The sequence below is a fragment of the Blautia sp. OF09-25XD genome (assembly GCF_003482095.1).
GTDB classification, from domain to species: domain Bacteria; phylum Bacillota; class Clostridia; order Lachnospirales; family Lachnospiraceae; genus Fusicatenibacter; species Fusicatenibacter saccharivorans.
Genome location: NZ_QUMG01000020.1, coordinates 26,175 through 42,799 on the forward strand (window position 1 = coordinate 26,175; position 16,625 = coordinate 42,799).

The 16,625-nt window shown below is 45.0% G+C and carries 11 protein-coding genes and 1 pseudogene; 5 read left to right on the forward strand and 7 right to left on the reverse strand.

The features are described 5' to 3' along the window. Nucleotides 1–11 precede the first annotated feature (11 nt). Both argH and asd read left to right on the forward strand, forming a co-directional pair. The gene (gene argH, locus DXA93_RS14710) at nucleotides 12–1,391 is read left to right on the forward strand and encodes an argininosuccinate lyase (protein WP_119208634.1); all 1,380 of its coding nucleotides are present in this window, start codon (nucleotides 12–14) and stop codon (nucleotides 1,389–1,391) included. A gap of 87 nt (nucleotides 1,392–1,478) precedes the next feature. Continuing rightward, on the forward strand, nucleotides 1,479–2,564 hold the full coding sequence (gene asd / locus DXA93_RS14715) for an aspartate-semialdehyde dehydrogenase (RefSeq protein ID WP_022463016.1): 1,086 nt from the start codon (nucleotides 1,479–1,481) through the stop codon (nucleotides 2,562–2,564). Nucleotides 2,565–2,630: 66 nt separating this feature from the next. On the opposite strand, the gene DXA93_RS21010 is transcribed toward asd, so the two are convergent. From DXA93_RS21010 to DXA93_RS14750, 7 genes and pseudogenes are all read right to left on the reverse strand, one after another. Then, a complete protein-coding gene (locus DXA93_RS21010) occupies nucleotides 2,631–2,723 on the reverse strand; it encodes a DUF6783 domain-containing protein (protein ID WP_369123061.1) in 93 nt (30 codons plus the stop codon). Nucleotides 2,724–2,790: 67 nt separating this feature from the next. After that, nucleotides 2,791–3,800: pseudogene (locus tag DXA93_RS20725) on the reverse strand (GGGtGRT protein). A gap of 25 nt (nucleotides 3,801–3,825) precedes the next feature. Further along, on the reverse strand, nucleotides 3,826–4,518 hold the full coding sequence (locus tag DXA93_RS14725; protein ID WP_022463018.1) for an iron-sulfur cluster assembly scaffold protein: 693 nt from the start codon (nucleotides 4,516–4,518) through the stop codon (nucleotides 3,826–3,828). Between the two features lie 217 nt (nucleotides 4,519–4,735). Then, the gene (locus DXA93_RS14730) at nucleotides 4,736–5,407 is read right to left on the reverse strand and encodes an acyltransferase (protein WP_118594535.1); all 672 of its coding nucleotides are present in this window, start codon (nucleotides 5,405–5,407) and stop codon (nucleotides 4,736–4,738) included. A gap of 48 nt (nucleotides 5,408–5,455) precedes the next feature. Then, entirely contained in the window at nucleotides 5,456–7,555 is a 2,100-nt protein-coding gene (locus DXA93_RS14735; RefSeq protein ID WP_118594534.1) for a DNA topoisomerase, read from the reverse strand. Continuing rightward, on the reverse strand, nucleotides 7,552–8,310 hold the full coding sequence (locus DXA93_RS14740) for a formate/nitrite transporter family protein (RefSeq protein ID WP_118594533.1): 759 nt from the start codon (nucleotides 8,308–8,310) through the stop codon (nucleotides 7,552–7,554). The genes DXA93_RS14735 and DXA93_RS14740 overlap by 4 nt, the downstream gene beginning before the upstream one ends. Before the next feature lie 446 nt (nucleotides 8,311–8,756). Next, nucleotides 8,757–9,956 carry a helix-turn-helix domain-containing protein gene (locus DXA93_RS14750; protein WP_022463022.1) on the reverse strand — a complete coding sequence of 400 codons (1,200 nt, stop codon included), beginning with the start codon at nucleotides 9,954–9,956 and terminating at the stop codon, nucleotides 8,757–8,759. A gap of 220 nt (nucleotides 9,957–10,176) precedes the next feature. Here DXA93_RS14750 and DXA93_RS14755 point away from each other — a divergent pair, with 220 nt between their 5' ends. From DXA93_RS14755 to DXA93_RS14765, 3 genes are all read left to right on the forward strand, one after another. After that, nucleotides 10,177–12,627: a beta-galactosidase gene (locus tag DXA93_RS14755; protein WP_117510213.1), complete on the forward strand. Its 2,451-nt coding sequence runs from the start codon at nucleotides 10,177–10,179 to the stop codon at nucleotides 12,625–12,627. 92 nt (nucleotides 12,628–12,719) lie between these two features. Next, entirely contained in the window at nucleotides 12,720–14,153 is a 1,434-nt protein-coding gene (locus DXA93_RS14760; protein WP_022463024.1) for an MFS transporter, read from the forward strand. A gap of 115 nt (nucleotides 14,154–14,268) precedes the next feature. Continuing rightward, nucleotides 14,269–16,617, forward strand: coding sequence for a GH36-type glycosyl hydrolase domain-containing protein (locus DXA93_RS14765; RefSeq protein WP_118594532.1), 2,349 nt, complete (start codon nucleotides 14,269–14,271; stop codon nucleotides 16,615–16,617). Nucleotides 16,618–16,625 lie beyond the last annotated feature (8 nt).

The following is a 16,625-nucleotide window of genomic DNA, read 5'->3' on the forward strand; positions in this document are numbered from 1 at the left end:
GAGGAATGAAAATGGCACAGTTATGGGGCGGACGGTTCACAAAAGAGACCGACAAGTTAGTGTATAATTTTAATGCATCCATCAGCTTTGATCAGAAATTCTATAAACAGGACATCAAAGGCAGCATGGCACATGTAAAGATGCTGGCAAAACAGGGCATCCTGACAGAAGAGGAGAGAGACCAGATTCTTGCAGGACTGGAGGGGATTCTTGCCGATGTGGAGAGCGGAAAACTGGAAATCACCAGCGAATATGAGGATATCCACAGCTTCGTGGAGGCAAACCTGATCGACCGCATCGGAGACGCCGGAAAGAAGCTGCACACCGGAAGAAGCCGCAATGACCAGGTAGCCCTCGATATGAAACTTTATGTCCGCGATGAGATCACCGAGATTGATGCACTCGTCAAAGAGGTGCTGGTAACACTTGAAAAAATCATGGAAGAGAACATTCACACCTATATGCCGGGATTCACCCATCTGCAGAAAGCACAGCCGATCACACTGGCACATCACATGGGCGCATATTTTGAAATGTTCCGCCGCGACAGAGGCCGCCTTGCAGACATCTACAAGAGAATGAATTACTGTCCGCTCGGTTCCGGTGCGCTGGCTGGAACGACGTATCCGTTGGACCGCGCTTACACAGCAGAGCTGCTCGGCTTTGACGGCCCGACCTTAAACAGCATGGATTCCGTATCCGACCGTGACTATGTCATTGAGCTCCTCAGTGCTCTTTCTACGATTATGATGCATCTTTCCCGCTTCTCCGAGGAGATTATCATCTGGAATACCAATGAGTACCAGTTTGTGGACATCGACGACGCATACAGCACCGGAAGCAGTATCATGCCGCAGAAAAAGAATCCGGATATCGCAGAGCTTGTTCGAGGAAAAACAGGCCGCGTTTACGCAGCTCTGATGTCAATGCTCACCACTATGAAGGGAATCCCGCTGGCGTACAACAAAGATATGCAGGAGGATAAAGAGCTGACCTTCGATACCATCGACACCGTAAAAGGATGCCTGGCTCTGTTCAATGGCATGCTTTCTACCATGTACTTCAAAAAAGACCGCATGGAGAACAGTGCAAAGAACGGTTTCACGAATGCAACGGACGCAGCTGATTACCTTGTTGGAAAAGGCGTTCCGTTCCGCGATGCACATGGCATTGTCGGCCGTCTCGTTCTGTACTGCATTGACAAAGGAATCTCCCTTGATGATATGAAACTCGAAGAGTACAAAGCGATCAGCCCGGTCTTCGAGGATGATATTTATGATGCCATCAGCATGAAGAACTGCGTAGAACGACGCAACACGATCGGTGCGCCGGGAGCAGATGCGATGCAGGCTGTCATCGAGCAGAATAAAAAATATTTACAGGAAAATTGAAAAAACAGTTGCAATTTTGAAAAAATTGGTATAGTATGACATGAGACGCACAAATGTACGCCACAGAAGAACAAGGAGATGAAACCAATGGAGCAGAAATTGAGAGTAGGAATTTTAGGAGCAACCGGTATGGTAGGACAGAGATTTATTTCTCTGCTGGAGAACCATCCGTGGTTTGAAGTTGTGACCCTGGCAGCAAGTCCGAGAAGTGCCGGAAAAACATATGAGGAAGCAGTCGGCGGACGCTGGAAAATGGATACTCCAATGCCGGAAGCAGTGAAAAAGCTCGTTGTGATGAATGTAAATGATGTAGAGCATGTGGCATCTACCGTAGATTTTGTATTTTCCGCTGTTGATATGTCGAAAGATGAGATCAAAGCGATTGAAGAAGCATATGCAAAGACCGAGACACCGGTTGTTTCCAACAACAGCGCACACCGCTGGACACCGGATGTTCCGATGGTAGTTCCGGAAATCAACCCGGAGCACTTCGATGTTATCGAGTTTCAGAAAAAACGTCTGGGAACCAAGAGAGGCTTTATCGCTGTAAAACCGAACTGTTCAATCCAGAGCTATGCACCGGTATTAACGGCATGGAAAGAGTTCGAGCCATATGAAGTGGTTGCAACCACATACCAGGCAATTTCCGGAGCAGGAAAAACCTTCAAAGACTGGCCGGAGATGGAAGGCAACATCATCCCGTTCATCGGCGGAGAAGAAGAGAAGAGCGAGCAGGAGCCGCTTCGTATCTGGGGTAAAATTGAAAACGGCGTGATCGTAAAAGCAACTGAGCCGAAGATCACCTGTCAGTGTATCCGTGTTCCGGTATTAAACGGACACACCGCAGCTGTTTTCGTAAAATTCCGCAAGAAACCGACGAAAGAGCAGCTGATCGAAAAACTGGAGAACTTCAAAGGCCTTCCGCAGGAGCTGAATCTGCCAAGCGCACCGAAACAGTTCATCCGTTACATGACAGAAGATAACCGTCCGCAGGTAACACTGGATGTCAACTACGAGAACGGTATGGGAATCAACGTAGGCCGTTTAAGAGAGGATTCCATCTACGACTGGAAATTCGTAGGTCTGTCCCACAACACGGTCCGCGGCGCAGCAGGCGGAGCAGTACTTTGTGCAGAGACACTGGTTGCAAAGAAGTTTATCGCTGCAAAATAATGCTTAGAATGATATAAAAAACGCCTCTGAAACGTTTTGGGTTCAGAGGCGTTTTTTGTGCATGGATCAAAAGAATATAGCATGTGTTTGAAACATCGTTCCTGCAATCTGCACGCCCAACTTTGCAGGATATCGAAAGCAGCAAAAAAGAAGCGCCATACGGGAAAATTCCCGCGGCGCTTCTTTTTTGCTCAAATAATTTTATTTACGCAAGGTTTGGCTAATCTTAGAATTTGCCAGCTTTTGCTGCCTCTTCAACAGCAACAGCTACAGCAACAGTCATACCAACCATTGGGTTGTTTCCTGCGCCGATCAGACCCATCATTTCTACGTGAGCCGGTACAGAAGAAGAACCTGCAAACTGAGCGTCAGAATGCATACGTCCCATAGTATCGGTCATACCGTAGGAAGCAGGACCTGCTGCCATGTTGTCCGGGTGAAGAGTACGTCCTGTACCACCGCCGGAAGCAACGGAGAAGTATTTTTTACCAGCTTCGATACGCTCTTTTTTGTAGGTACCTGCAACTGGATGCTGGAAACGAGTCGGGTTGGTGGAGTTTCCGGTGATGGAACGTCAACGTTCTCTTTCCACATGATAGCAACGCCTTCGCGAACGTCGTTAGCGCCGTAGCAGTTAACTTTCGCACGCGGTCCATCGGAGTATGCTTTTCTGAATACTTCTTTCAGTTCTCCGGTGTAGTAGTCATACTCAGTCTCTACATAAGTAAAGCCGTTGATACGAGCGATGATCTGAGCAGCGTCTTTTCCAAGACCGTTCAGGATAACACGCAGAGGTTTCTGACGTACTTTGTTTGCTTTTTCAGCGATACCGATAGCACCCTCAGCAGCTGCGAAGGACTCATGTCCAGCCAGGAATGCGAAGCACTCGGTGTCCTCTTCCAGAAGCATTTTACCAAGGTTACCATGGCCAAGACCAACTTTACGCTGATCTGCTACAGAACCCGGGATACAGAAGGACTGAAGTCCCTCACCGATTGCTGCAGCAGCTTCAGAAGCTTTGCGGCATCCTTTTTTGATTGCGATTGCTGCGCCTACAGTGTAAGCCCATTTTGCATTCTCGAAGCAGATTGGCTGAATGCCTTCGATCATTTTGTATACATCAAGGCCAGCAGCTTTTGTAACTTCTGCAGCTTCTTCGATGGAGTTGATTCCGTACTCAGCAAGCTTAGCCAGAATCTGTTTCTCTCTTCTTTCATATGATTCAAATAAAGCCATTTTCCTATCCTCCTAAATTATCTGATTACTCTTTTCTCGGGTCAACGATCTTAACAGCATCAGCAACACGTCCGTACTGTCCGCTTGCTTTTTCGAAAGCTGTGTTTGCATCATCGCCGGCTTTGATGAAGTCCATCATCTTTCCGAAGTTGATGAATTTGTAACCGATAATCTCATCATCTGCATCCAGAGCGATACCTGTTACATAACCGTCGGTCATCTCCAGGTAACGAGGTCCTTTTGCAAGAGTTCCGTACATGGTACCAACCTGGGAACGAAGTCCTTTACCAAGGTCTTCCAGGCCTGCGCCTACAACCAGTCCGTCCTCGGAGAATGCACTCTGGCTTCTTCCGTAAACGATCTGCAGGAAGAGCTCTCTCATAGCAGTATTGATAGCATCACACACAAGGTCAGTATTCAGTGCCTCAAGGATGGTAAGTCCTGGCAGAATCTCAGATGCCATAGCTGCAGAATGAGTCATTCCTGAACATCCGATGGTCTCAACGAGAGCTTCCTGGATAACGCCCTCTTTTACGTTCAGAGTCAGCTTGCAGGTACCCTGCTGCGGTGCGCACCAGCCAATACCGTGAGTGAATCCGGAAATGTCTTTGATTTCTTTTGCTTTTACCCATTTTGCTTCCTCCGGAATCGGAGCTGCACCGTGATGCACGCCCTGGGCAACCGGACACATCATTTCTACTTCGTGTGAATAAGTCATTGTTAAACTCCTTTCAAATATGTACTTATTTGAGCTTTTGTCTTTCGAACGGACTGTTTCCAGCCTGTTCACAGACCTATGGTTATTGTCTCACAAAATTGGTCATTCGTCCAGCATATTTTGATAAAAAATTGCAAAGACCACCGGAAAACGATAAAATTTCCGGCGGTCTTTTAAATCAATCGGTTTGGTTTTCTCTCGATAAAAGAGATTTTTTTTAATTATCAGATTTTTTGACAATTTCTTTCGCATTCTTAAAAATATGACCTGACGGGATCACGCCGCGAACACAGGAGAGTGGATAAATGTTGGAATTTCTTCCGACAACCGTTCCCGGGTTCAATACGCTGTTACAGCCGACCTCAACTTCATCGCCGAGCATCGCACCGAATTTTTTCAGTCCGGTTTCGATCTGCTCATCGGCGCTTTTGACAACGACAAGCTTCTTGTCGGACTTTACATTGGAAGTAATGGAACCGGCACCCATGTGCGCTTTGTAGCCAAGAACAGAGTCACCGACGTAATTGTAGTGCGGAACCTGTACTTTATTAAAGAGAATGACATTTTTCAGCTCGGTGGAGTTACCAACGACAGCGCCCTCGCCGACGATGGCATTTCCGCGGATAAAAGCACACTGGCGGATCTCCGCGCCTTTTCCGATGATGCATGGGCCGTTGATGGAAGCGGTCGGTGCGATACTGGCATCTTTTGCGATCCAGATATTTTCACCGCGTTTTTCGTATTCTGCCGGATCAAGCGTCTCGCCGAGTTCAAGAATAAAGTCCTTGATGAGCGGAAGCACTTCCCATGGATACGTTTTGCCTTCAAAGATTTTTGCGGCAATGGTCTGGGTTAAATCATAAAGTTCAGAAATGGTTGCATCTTTCATGAGTGATTCATCCTTTCTTTTTTCTGTTCCTGTTTATCTTACCACATTTCAAGTGTTCTGTGCGGTCTTTTTTCTGTTCAAAGAAGACTTTGCAGAAGAGCTTCTTGAAGACGTGCTTTTTCCGGCACCGGAACGTGTGGAAGAGGCTTTTTTATAGTACGGCGCGGACGCATCAAAACTGCTCTTTAACTGGAACTGGTTCCGCATCTGCTTTACATTCACGGTGTGGCGTGTTACAAAGTTTTCCAGTTTTCCCATATATTCCTCAGAGGTAATGGATCCCTCCGCCACATAGGTGAGTCCCTTTTCCCAGCTTGCTGTCAGCTCCGGGTTCAGAAGCGGGCGGATGGACTGGTGGACGACGTCATAGATCATTTCACCGAGCTGCGTTGGTGTGATGACCTGTGTCTTTTTGTTCAGCGCGAGATACTTGATAAAGACAAGCTTTTTTAAGATCTCCGCACGCGTTGCACTCGTTCCGATGCCGCTTCCCTTGATCTGCTCACGCAGCTCCTCATCTTCGATGAGCTGTCCGGCATTCTCCATCGCAAGGATCATGGAACCGGAAGTATAGCGCTTCGGCGGGGAGGTTTCGCCCTCTTTCATTGAAAGGCCGAGCAGGTTCAGTTCACTGCCTTTCTTTAACTGGGACAGCGCGACAAGAAATGCGGGATCGCACGTTGTTTCCTCGTCCTTTTTTCCGTCCTCGTCCTCATCCTTTTTACGGAAGAAGGAGTAGTGCATTGCTTTTAAGTAGCCCTCCTCCACGAGGACACGGAAGTTGGAAAAGAACTGTTCGCCGCCGATTTCCGTCACAAGCACGACCTTCTGATAGACGGCCGATGGATAGAAGATGCTAAGAAAACGGCGGACAATCGTTTCGTATACTTTGGCGGAAAGCTCCGAAAGATTCCGCAGATTGCCAAGGCCCTGTCCGGTCGGAATGATTGCGTAGTGGTCAGTGATCTGTTTATCATTCGTATAACGGGTGGAACCGATCTTTTTCCAGCTCTCGCCCTGTAAAATTTCATCCGCAAGACCGCGGCAGATGTTGTACTGCTGCAGGCCGCGCAGGTTCTTGCTGATTTCCTTTGCAACGGCAGAAGAAAGCACACGGGCGTCGGTACGCGGATAGGTAACCAGCTTTTTCTCGTAAAGCTCCTGGACGACTTTCAGCGTTTCATCCGGGCTGATTTTGAAGAAGCGGGCACAGTCGTTCTGCAGCTCCGCAAGGTTGTAGAGCAGCGGCGCATTTTTATTCTCTTTTTTCCGCTCCATTTTCAGAACGCGCGGGATCAGAGGGTTCTGTGCTTTTAATTCGTCAATCAGCTTCTGTGCGTCTTCTTTTTTCTGGAATCCATTCTCCTTATAGAGAAGCGGCGAGTTAAAATAGCGGCTTCCTTTAACGGCACGCCATTCGCCTTCGAAATTCCGCCCGTTAAAAGAAAGACCGGCGATGACACGGTAGAACGGTGTTTTTACGAAACTGCGGATTTCGCGTTCGCGGCGCACGACCATGCCGAGCACGCATGTCATGACACGGCCGACAGAGATGGACTGGTATTTGGTGCCGAGATACGATGCGACGGCGTTTCCGTATTTTAACGAGAGAAGACGGGAAAAGTTAATGCCCATCAGGTAATCTTCTTTGGCACGGAGATAAGCGGAAGCTGAGAGATTGTCGTATTCGCTTTCATCCTTCGCTTCGCGGATGCCGCGCAGGATTTCTTCTTCTGTCTGTGAATCAATCCAGACACGTTTCTGCTTCTTGTCTTTGATACCGGCCATCTGTGCGACGAGGCGGTAGATATATTCTCCCTCGCGCCCGGAGTCGGTACAGACATAAATGGTTTCGATATCTTCCCGGTGGAGCAGGCCGCTCACGATGTTGAACTGCTTTTTTACTTCCGGGATTACTTCATATTTAAAGTTTTCAGGCAAAAAAGGCAGGGTCTCAAGACTCCACCTTTTTAACGCAGGATCGTATTTTTCCGGGTAGCTCATCGTAACCAGGTGGCCGACGCACCAGGTTACGATGGAAGTTTCCGACTCCAGATACCCGTCCCTGCGCTGCATATTCTGTTTTAATGCTTTTGCGAATTCCTGAGCGACGCTCGGTTTCTCCGCAATGTATAAGGATTTTGTCATTTATCTGCACTCATCATTCGAAGCGGCCAGGCAAGGAGCAGTCCGCCTCCGATCATATTTCCGATAGTTACAATTACCATACTTTTCAGCGCGGCGGTAAGAGAGATGCCGCCCGGAACGAGAAGTGCGGCGGTAACGAAGGTTGCCATATTGGCAATGCAGTGTTCGAAACCGGCAACAACGAATCCGGAGATACAAAGTATGATCATGAAAAATTTCGCAACTTCATTTTTGCATTTCATGCCGCAGGCAACGGCAAGGCAGACGAAGAAGTTGCAGAGAATGGCACGGAAAAACATTTCTCCGGCAGGAATGGAAAGTTTATTTCCAATAAATCCTGCGTAATAATCGGCAGTACCGGAAGCACCTGCCAGTACGAAAATTACGGAGAGAATCAGGCATCCGACAAAGTTTCCGATGTAGCTTACCAGCCATACTTTTCCAACCTGTGCCCAGGAGACTTTTTTGTCATAGGCCCCAAATGCCATAACAAGATTGTTTCCGGTGAAAAGCTCTGCACCGATAAAAACGATCAGCAGAACCGCAATGGCAAACACAATACCGCCAAGCAGTTTTCCCCAGGCAGGATCTGTACTCTGGAACGTATTGCCTACCACGTTGGAGAAAATCATGGCAACCACGATAAAGAAACCGGCCATGACTGCACGGAGAAAGTATTTCCCCGGGTGTTCTTTCAGCAGCCTTGCTTTGTTTACGGCTGCCTCTGAAAATTTTTGTACGTCATCATAAGGCATAGAATAACTCCTTTCTTATGTCCCGTAGGATGGACATATCCCCTCTCTTTTTGTCCGGGGGATGGTCTTTTTTTCCGAAGCAGCTTGCAAATGCTTCGGATTTCGCGCTTTCAACTTTGGCTATTATAGCATTTCCCGGAAAGATTCGCAATGAAGGAGGAAGAAAAAAGTATATTTCCACAGAAATGTCAGAAAATAAGGGGTGAAACGACAGATTGTATGATGAACTCAGAGGGATTGAAACAAGGATTGAAAGCTTTTTTTATGTTCTGTTTTACAAACATCTCGGACACAGTGAAATTGTAAACCATGATGATCCGGCGTTTGTGAAACTGGTTTATCATCTGCACTGATGTTCATTCTTAGCAAAAACCTCATCGGCTGTTTTCATACAAAAGATAAAACGGCAGGTGAGGTTTTTGTAATGGGCCTCTGGAAAGGATAAACTAAAGCCGTATAGTATCCATTACACCGGATTTTTTCCGGTATTCTAAAGGAGTCATATGATACTGTTTTTTGAATAAACTCTGAAAATGAGGTTGGCTGGAAAAGCAGAGATAACTGCTGATTTCAGCCAGACTTTTTGTACTGTAGGTTAAAAGCATTTTAGCTTCTTCTAATTTACATCTTGTAATGAAAGCACCTATGGTAAAGCCGAGCTCAGTTTTGAATTTTTTCATCGTGTAGGAAGTACTTTTCTGAATGGAATCCGCGACATCATTCACGGAGATGGATTCGTTTGTATGTGTACGGATAAAATTCATACAGGTATAAACTTCTCTTGAGATTCCAGCAGGGATTTTGGTTTCACCTGCCTGCTGACAAAAATCCAGAATCATGGAGTATTGCAGTGCCTGGATTTTTTCCAGTGACTGCAGTGCCTCGCATTCCTGAATATAAAGATCCAGAAGCTGATATGTTTTTTCAATATCTACTCCTCCCGGAATGGCGCCAAGAACAGCGGTTTTGATTGCTGTCACGATAAAAAGATTTTTGGCATGGCGAATCGGGGTTTTTGCAAGTCTGCCTTCTTCTAATTGTAATGTATTATTCTTCAAAAAATTCTGCAAAGCATTTACATTTCCGTTTTGAACAAACTGAAAAAGTTCGCATTCAAACTGGTAAGTGTTATGCATCTTTTTATTTTCCATATTTTCTGTAATGGATTTCAAATGCTGCTGGCTCTGCCGCAATTGCTGGGGTGCACGCTGTCCCAATAATTTCAACACACTGATTTCCTTGTGGTTCACACATTGATGCAGGAAAACAAGATGCTGACAAAATTGGATATGTGATAACCGGGGAATGGAGGCGAGAGCCTCAGCGATTACTTCCTTGTACTTCAGAGGCGTGGCAGAGTCATGCATATAACTGCGGACGAGCTCATCTGTCACAGGAACGGAAAAAACCGGGCCTAAGATGATATATTCACCAGTAGCTTCAATTTGGACAGAGCCATATACAATGTCGGGAGATGCAAAACGAAATTCGGGATTATAATCGGATGGATAAAGCGGATAAGGACTCTCTGTTGAGATGTGGAGCTGTTCTGATAAAGCAGAGTAAATAGCTCCTGCTTCAGTAATTAGATTCGTAGGAATTCCTGTAACGGCATAGTAATTTTTACAAAAAGTAACATAATTCATATGATATTCTCCTGGTATCTGTGGGATGCAGTGGATCAAATTTTCGTTTGAAAGTTTCTGCAAAGCAATTCACGATTCCTTCACTTCCAAATTTAAAGTATAAAATGGAAAAAGAAAAATAACAATACGAAAACATATAATTTTGTATGTTTTTATGTAATATCTTTCCTTTCATTTTTGATAAAGTGCGATTAGAAAAAAGGAAAGGCGGATCATACGCATGAGACAACCGATTAAAATTAATAAAACGAATCCAAATAAAGGTGTTCTCGATTATTCTTATCTTTTGGATGCACCAGCTGGAAAACATGGATTTGTAACGACAAGGAATGGCCATTTTTATTTTGAAGATGGTGTAAGGGCAAAATTTCTTGGGTTTAATGTGGCTGCAAGATCAAATACCCCGGATCATGAAACCGCAGAGAAACTGGCGGAACGTTTTGCGAGCCTGGGCGTGAATGTGATTCGGCTCCATGCAGCAGATGCCCCAATCAGCGAAGAACCACGTAGCTGGTCCAGCTGTAAAGAAGCTCCACTTTTAGATTATGAAAAAGGAAACGGGAGAGAATTTCATCCGGAAGGTCTGGATCGATTTGACTATTTTGTCGCAAAATTGAAAGAGCGGGGTATTTACCTTCACATTGATCTTATCGTTGCAAGAGATTTTGTAGAAGGAGATGGACTGGACTACCCAGGAAATGCGGGAAGCTGCATCAAACGTTTTCCCATGTACAATAAACGGATGATAGAGCTGCAAAAAGAATATGCCAGAAAGATTCTCTGTCATGTGAATCCTTATACAGGTCTTGCACTGATTGACGATCCGGCGGTGATCACGGTTCAGATCAATAATGAAGATTCTGCGATTAAAGGAACGATGGAAACGGATCAGCGGGAAGAGATGCAGCCATATCGGGATGAGGTACAAAATCGTTTTAACAGCTTCCTCTTGATGAAATATGGAACAAGAGAGCGTCTGAAAGAAGCATGGACGTTTGAAGGAAAATGTGCGCTTGGCGAGGAAGAAGATCCGGAGAAAGGAACTGTGCAGGGAGCCGCAGGTAATTTCTATCAGCCGGAATGCGACCCTTTGGGAAAATGGGAAGAAAATGAAAGTCCGGCCCGCTATGCTGATTTTATGGAATTTGGCATTACGATGAATCGTAATTTTTATCAGGATATGAAAGATTATCTTCATTCCCTTGGAGTAAAAGTTCCGATCGTGACAAGCAATCTGGTTGCCGGTGCAGCGGATGTATATGGCCATACCGACGGGGATTTTATGGAAAATAACAGCTATTTTAATCACCCGCTGCTTCCGATCCAGGAGGCAAATACCTATCTGGTTGCAGGGCCGGCCGAATATGTGTCAACGAACCCGCTGACCATGCAGACAGGAGTTGGTTCTATGGCAACAACACTTTTAAATCTTGCTTCCGTTGCCATTGTAAAAGGAAAGCCTTTCATGCTCAGTGAGTGGAACGAATATGGGGAACATCCTTTCCATTCGACAGCATATGTGCACACGGTTGCCTATGCATGCTTGAACGACTGGGACGGACTGATTTTATACAATTATCATACGTCAGAAAAGGCGGACGATCAGCCGGACGATGAAATCTGGAGTGTTTTTGATGTATATAATGATCCGGCGGTTATCTGTCAGTGGGGATTTATGGCATCTGTATTTCTCAAAGGGCTGGTATCGGCGGCTAAAAACCGTGTAGATGTCGTATATACACAGAACGATTTGAAAACACTGCCGAAAATGCACGCAATGCCAACTACTTTTTTACCTTACATCACATGTATGCGAAATGTATTCCTGGACGGAGGGGATACCTATCAGGGAGACGCGGCTGTTGCAGTGAACGCAGGATTTTTGAATGGGGCAGATCTCTCGGAGGCAGAACACGGTGTGTATTATGCATGGTCACCGTATCGTGACGCATGGCGGAAATATAAAGACCACAACAGGCTGAAACAGGCAGCGAAGAATGCAGAAGAGATACGAGAAGGCGTGTATCTGGGAGCACAGGCACTTGTCTTTGATGAAATTCAGAAAATCGCAGGCACAGGAGATTATCGTGAATTTGCTGCAATTCTTGACCGGGCAATGAAAGAATGGAAGATACTTTCGGAGGAATGTGGTCTGGTAGATGGAAAACTGATTTCTGATACAAAAGAGCTGGTGTTTGATCCGGCACATGCCCGGTTCGTAATTCATACACCGTATTGCGGATATTTCAGTGGAAGCCCAGCAGAAAGTCTGCGGCTGTCTGAAAAAATTGAGATCCAGTCAGAAAATGAGCGGATTACGCTGGCACTTCTTCCAGTGGGAAAGGAAAAACTGGAGCAGGCAGAGGAATTTGTGATCACTGCGATGGGAACAACGGGAATGGACAAGACAACGTATCAGGAAGGTGCACAGATGATGGGCTTTCCGTTTACTGCAGTACACTTTCAGGGAAAATTATATGCCGAAACGCTGGAAGGAAGAATCTACGTAAAAGCTAAGGAGGCCGTTCTTACAGCATTAGATCCAATGGGAAATGAAATTGGAAGAATAGAAGGAAAAGAGACAGAAAAAGGAGTATGTTTTCTTCTGTCAGGCAATCTTCCAAGTGTTCAATATAATTTAAAAATAAAAAAAGAATGCCCAAATATATAATATTAAATTGCTATATGTAATAAAAGAAACAAAATACTTGATAGAATACAAGTATAAAACAGCGGCTGTAAAAAACGATGGGAGAAAAAGATATGGGAAAAAAGAAACAAAAAGTCCTCTATGATGCAGACGGGGCAAGAAGAGTTATGAGAAAAAGAGATTATATGGCTGATATGGGAGGTCAGTTAGCGTTAGGCGTGATGGCCAATCTGGTTGGCCAGCTTACTTACTTTTATACAGATAAAGTCGGCATGGCGGTAGGCGGAGTCGGAATTGCGATGATGATCGCTAAGATTATAGATGCACTGACGGATGTTCTGGTGGGAAATATGATTGACCACTCCAAAGGTGGGAATAAGAAATATTACTCCTGGATGCTGAAAATGGCGATTCCTGCAGCAGTCATCATCATTATGATGTTTACGGTCCCGATTCAGGCAGGACAGACAGCGGCATTGATTTATGTACTGGTTACCAATCTTCTTTTAACAGCAGTTATTTATACTATGATTGCCACACCGTTTTCAGCGGTTATGATTGTGCGTACTCACAGCCAGAGTGAGCGAAGCAATATGGGGCTGTTCCGTGCAGTCGGAAACTACGGTGCCGGAACAATCATTGCTATTATCACAATTCCGGTAACCAATATGCTGGGTGGTACACAGAGTGCATGGATCAAATATGGTGTTGCGCTTGCACTTGGCGTTTTATTACTTTTCCTGATCTGCTACAACAATGGAAGAAAAGCAAAATTTGCTTCGGATTTTGAAAGCGAATCGGAAAACGCATCAGAAACAGCACCGACAGAAACAGAAGAAGAGGAAGCAGTTCCATTTAAAGATGCTATAAAAATGTTATTGCAGAATAAATACTGGGTGATCGTTCTTCTGTTCAATTTGATTACCAATATTACCGCTGCAGTGGCAGCAGCCTCGGGTACATACTATGCAAAATGGATTTTTGGCAACGATAATCTTGTTGCAGTCATAGGAGCGGCAGGTATGCTGGCAACGGTAATCGGATTTGTGGTTTCCAAGCCGATCATTTCGAAGCTGGGTGTTACAAAAACAATTCAGCTTGGGTTAATGGGAGCTGCCATTCCATCCCTGATCCGCTGCTTTATTCCGGAAAACTTTATGGTTTATGCAGCAACCAGCCTTGTGGCGAGCTTTATCCAGATTCCACTGATGTGTCTGTACGGCGTATTAACAGCAATGACGGTAGATTATAACGAATGGAAATATGGAAAGAAATTAGTTGCAATGTCGGGCGGAGCTATAGGATTTGGAAGTAAAGTGGGAAGCGGCCTTGGATCTGTTATCTTATCCGCATTTCTTGCCATTGGCGGATATCAGGCATCGCTGGAAAGTGCAACTGCTTCCATGCGATATTCGATTTATGGATTTTCCAACTATCTTCCGCTGGTTGTAAACCTGGCTATGTTCCTGATTTTTACCAGATTTGATCTGGAAGAAAAATTACCAAAGATGCGGGAAGAAGTACTTGCGAGAAAAGAGAAAAAATAAACGGAGAAACTACAAGGTCGGTACAGGAAAGACTGTACCGACTTTGCAGTTGTCATTCAATTTACAGAAACTGCCAGTGGCAGGCTCTGTAGGTTAAAAATAAGGAGAATTGAAAATGAGCGATACATTATGCAATGAAAAAAAGAAACCTTATACATTTTCAGAAGATGGAAATTCCTGCATTATAACAGAAACCAGAACACCAAGATACTGGTATAATTATCTGTGGAATGAAAATCATTACTGTGCGCAGATTTCCCAGACAGGACATGGGCGCAGCTATTACCTCAGTGAAAAAGCAGATATGTGTATGATGAATCAGGACGATGCAAGATATATCTATCTAAGAGACGAGAAAAGCAAAGAATGCTGGAATATCGGCGAAGGTCCATTAAATACGGAAGTAGAAAATTATCAGTGCGTACACAGCATTGGATCTTCCAGAATCCAGTCTTCTTATCAGAATATTGCAAGTTCCTGGCGGCTGTTTGTACCGGAAGAAGGATACCAGGAAGTGTGGACTTTGAAAATAAAAAATACAGGGGAAAGACAGCGCCATCTCAGCATATTTTCAGCAGTCAGCTTTTATCTGGAGGGCTTTTCTTATCCGCGATATTATGAAATGTATCGTTGTATGGAAACAGATTATGATGAAAAGTTAAAGGGTGTATATTGCAGATCCGCACATCCTTTCGCACCGCACAAAAGATACAACGCATTTCTGGCAGCATCAGAGCCGGCATACGCATATGATGGAAATCTGGAAGCATTTTGCGGGACAACCAGTACCATAACAAGGCTGGATGCATCAGCAAGCGCGCTTTTCCAGAGACCGGACATTGTCGTAAAGGGAAAAGACTGTACAAATTCCAAAGCGGCCCTTTTTATTCTTGGCGGTGTGCTGCAGCATAAAATTGTGCTACAGCCAGGAGAAGAAAAAGAATTACAGTTTGTATTTGGAATCAGTGAATCACTTGAAGAGGCAAGGGCGGTATCGGAAAAGTTTTCCAATTCTGCAGCTGTGGAAAAGGAACTTGAAAAAGCAGAAACGCATTATCTGGAAAAATATCGTTCGCTGACCGTGGAAACGCCGGATGAAAAAATCAATCACATGATGAATAACTGGGTGAAAAAACAGGTAGATTTTTGCATTGTCGGGAAAAAAGGAGTCCGCGATAATCTTCAGATTGCAGTTGGCCTGTTAAACTATCGGCAGGAAACAGCAAAAAAAGAGATTCTGGAATGTCTTCGCCATCAGTTTCGGGATGGTCATGGAGTTCTTACGTGGTATCCTTATGATGATACCCGGTATTCCGATCAGCCGTTCTGGATCATATGGGCTGTCTGCCAGCTGATAAAAGAAACGGGAGACTTTTCTATCCTGGATCTGGAGATTGAATGGCAGGATGGAGGGAAGGCGGCTGTTCTGGATCATGTGAAAGCGGCTGTGAATCGATTGCTGCAGGATAAAGGAAAGCATGGACTGGTACGGATTTATTTTGCGGACTGGAATGATGCACTCAATGTTACAACGGATGAATATGCGGAATCCGTAATGCTTTCCCATCAGTTCTGCCTGGCACTGAAGGAATTAGAAGCATTACTGAAGAAAAAAGGCGATCAGGTATATGCCGGAAAAATAGCAGAGGAATATCGTATCTTACGAAACAGCATTAATGCATATGCATGGGATGGAGCGTGGTACATGCGGGCGTTAAGTGATGTGGAGAATATTGGTTCCAAAAACAGCGAAGGAAGCAAAATTTATCTGAACGCGCAGACATGGGCTGTTTTAGGAGATGTTGCAGATGCAGAGAAATTACCAAAGATATTAAAAGCAGTGGATTCCATGGAGCATGATTTTGGATTTCCGTTAAATCTTCCGCCGTATCAGAAGTATTCGCCAAATGTAGGGAGAATGTCCGGCATGCTGCCAGGATTGTTTGAAAATGGTGGTGTATACTGTCATGCTACAGGGTTTAAAATTCTGATGGACTGCAAGGTGGGGAGAGGAAGCAAAGCATTCGAAACACTGAAAAAAATTATGCCGGACAGTGATAAAAATCCATCCATGCAATCCGGAGCAGAACCATATGTTTTTACAAACTGTTATTCTACCAATCCCGGATATTATGGAAAATCCTACCAGTCCTGGACAACGGGAACTTCTGCGTGGTGCATGATGGGGGTGTACGAAGGAATCCTCGGAATCAAACGGGATTACGATGGACTGCGGATCGATCCGTGTCTGCCGAAAGAATGGGAAAAGGCAGAAGTGACCAGACATTTTCGAGGTGCTGATTATCATGTAATCATCGAAAATCCAGATCATCTGGAAAAAGGAGTGCTTGAAATTAAGACAGATGGAGCAGTTTGCGATATGTCCGACAAAGCAGATGGGTTTGTGCTGCCTGATTTCAAGGATGGAAAAATGCATGAAGTCCATGTTATATTGCGTAAATAGACAAAAGA

Coding starts and splice junctions, on each gene's coding strand:
- argH (WP_119208634.1), top strand. CDS start 12: ATGGCACAGTTATGGGGCGGACGGTTCACAAAAGAGACCGACAAGTTA.
- asd (WP_022463016.1), top strand. CDS start 1,479: ATGGAGCAGAAATTGAGAGTAGGAATTTTAGGAGCAACCGGTATGGTA.
- DXA93_RS21010 (WP_369123061.1), bottom strand. CDS start 2,723: ATGGCGCTTCTTTTTTGCTGCTTTCGATATCCTGCAAAGTTGGGCGTG.
- DXA93_RS14725 (WP_022463018.1), bottom strand. CDS start 4,518: ATGACTTATTCACACGAAGTAGAAATGATGTGTCCGGTTGCCCAGGGC.
- DXA93_RS14730 (WP_118594535.1), bottom strand. CDS start 5,407: ATGAAAGATGCAACCATTTCTGAACTTTATGATTTAACCCAGACCATT.
- DXA93_RS14735 (WP_118594534.1), bottom strand. CDS start 7,555: ATGACAAAATCCTTATACATTGCGGAGAAACCGAGCGTCGCTCAGGAA.
- DXA93_RS14740 (WP_118594533.1), bottom strand. CDS start 8,310: ATGCCTTATGATGACGTACAAAAATTTTCAGAGGCAGCCGTAAACAAA.
- DXA93_RS14750 (WP_022463022.1), bottom strand. CDS start 9,956: ATGAATTATGTTACTTTTTGTAAAAATTACTATGCCGTTACAGGAATT.
- DXA93_RS14755 (WP_117510213.1), top strand. CDS start 10,177: ATGAGACAACCGATTAAAATTAATAAAACGAATCCAAATAAAGGTGTT.
- DXA93_RS14760 (WP_022463024.1), top strand. CDS start 12,720: ATGGGAAAAAAGAAACAAAAAGTCCTCTATGATGCAGACGGGGCAAGA.
- DXA93_RS14765 (WP_118594532.1), top strand. CDS start 14,269: ATGAGCGATACATTATGCAATGAAAAAAAGAAACCTTATACATTTTCA.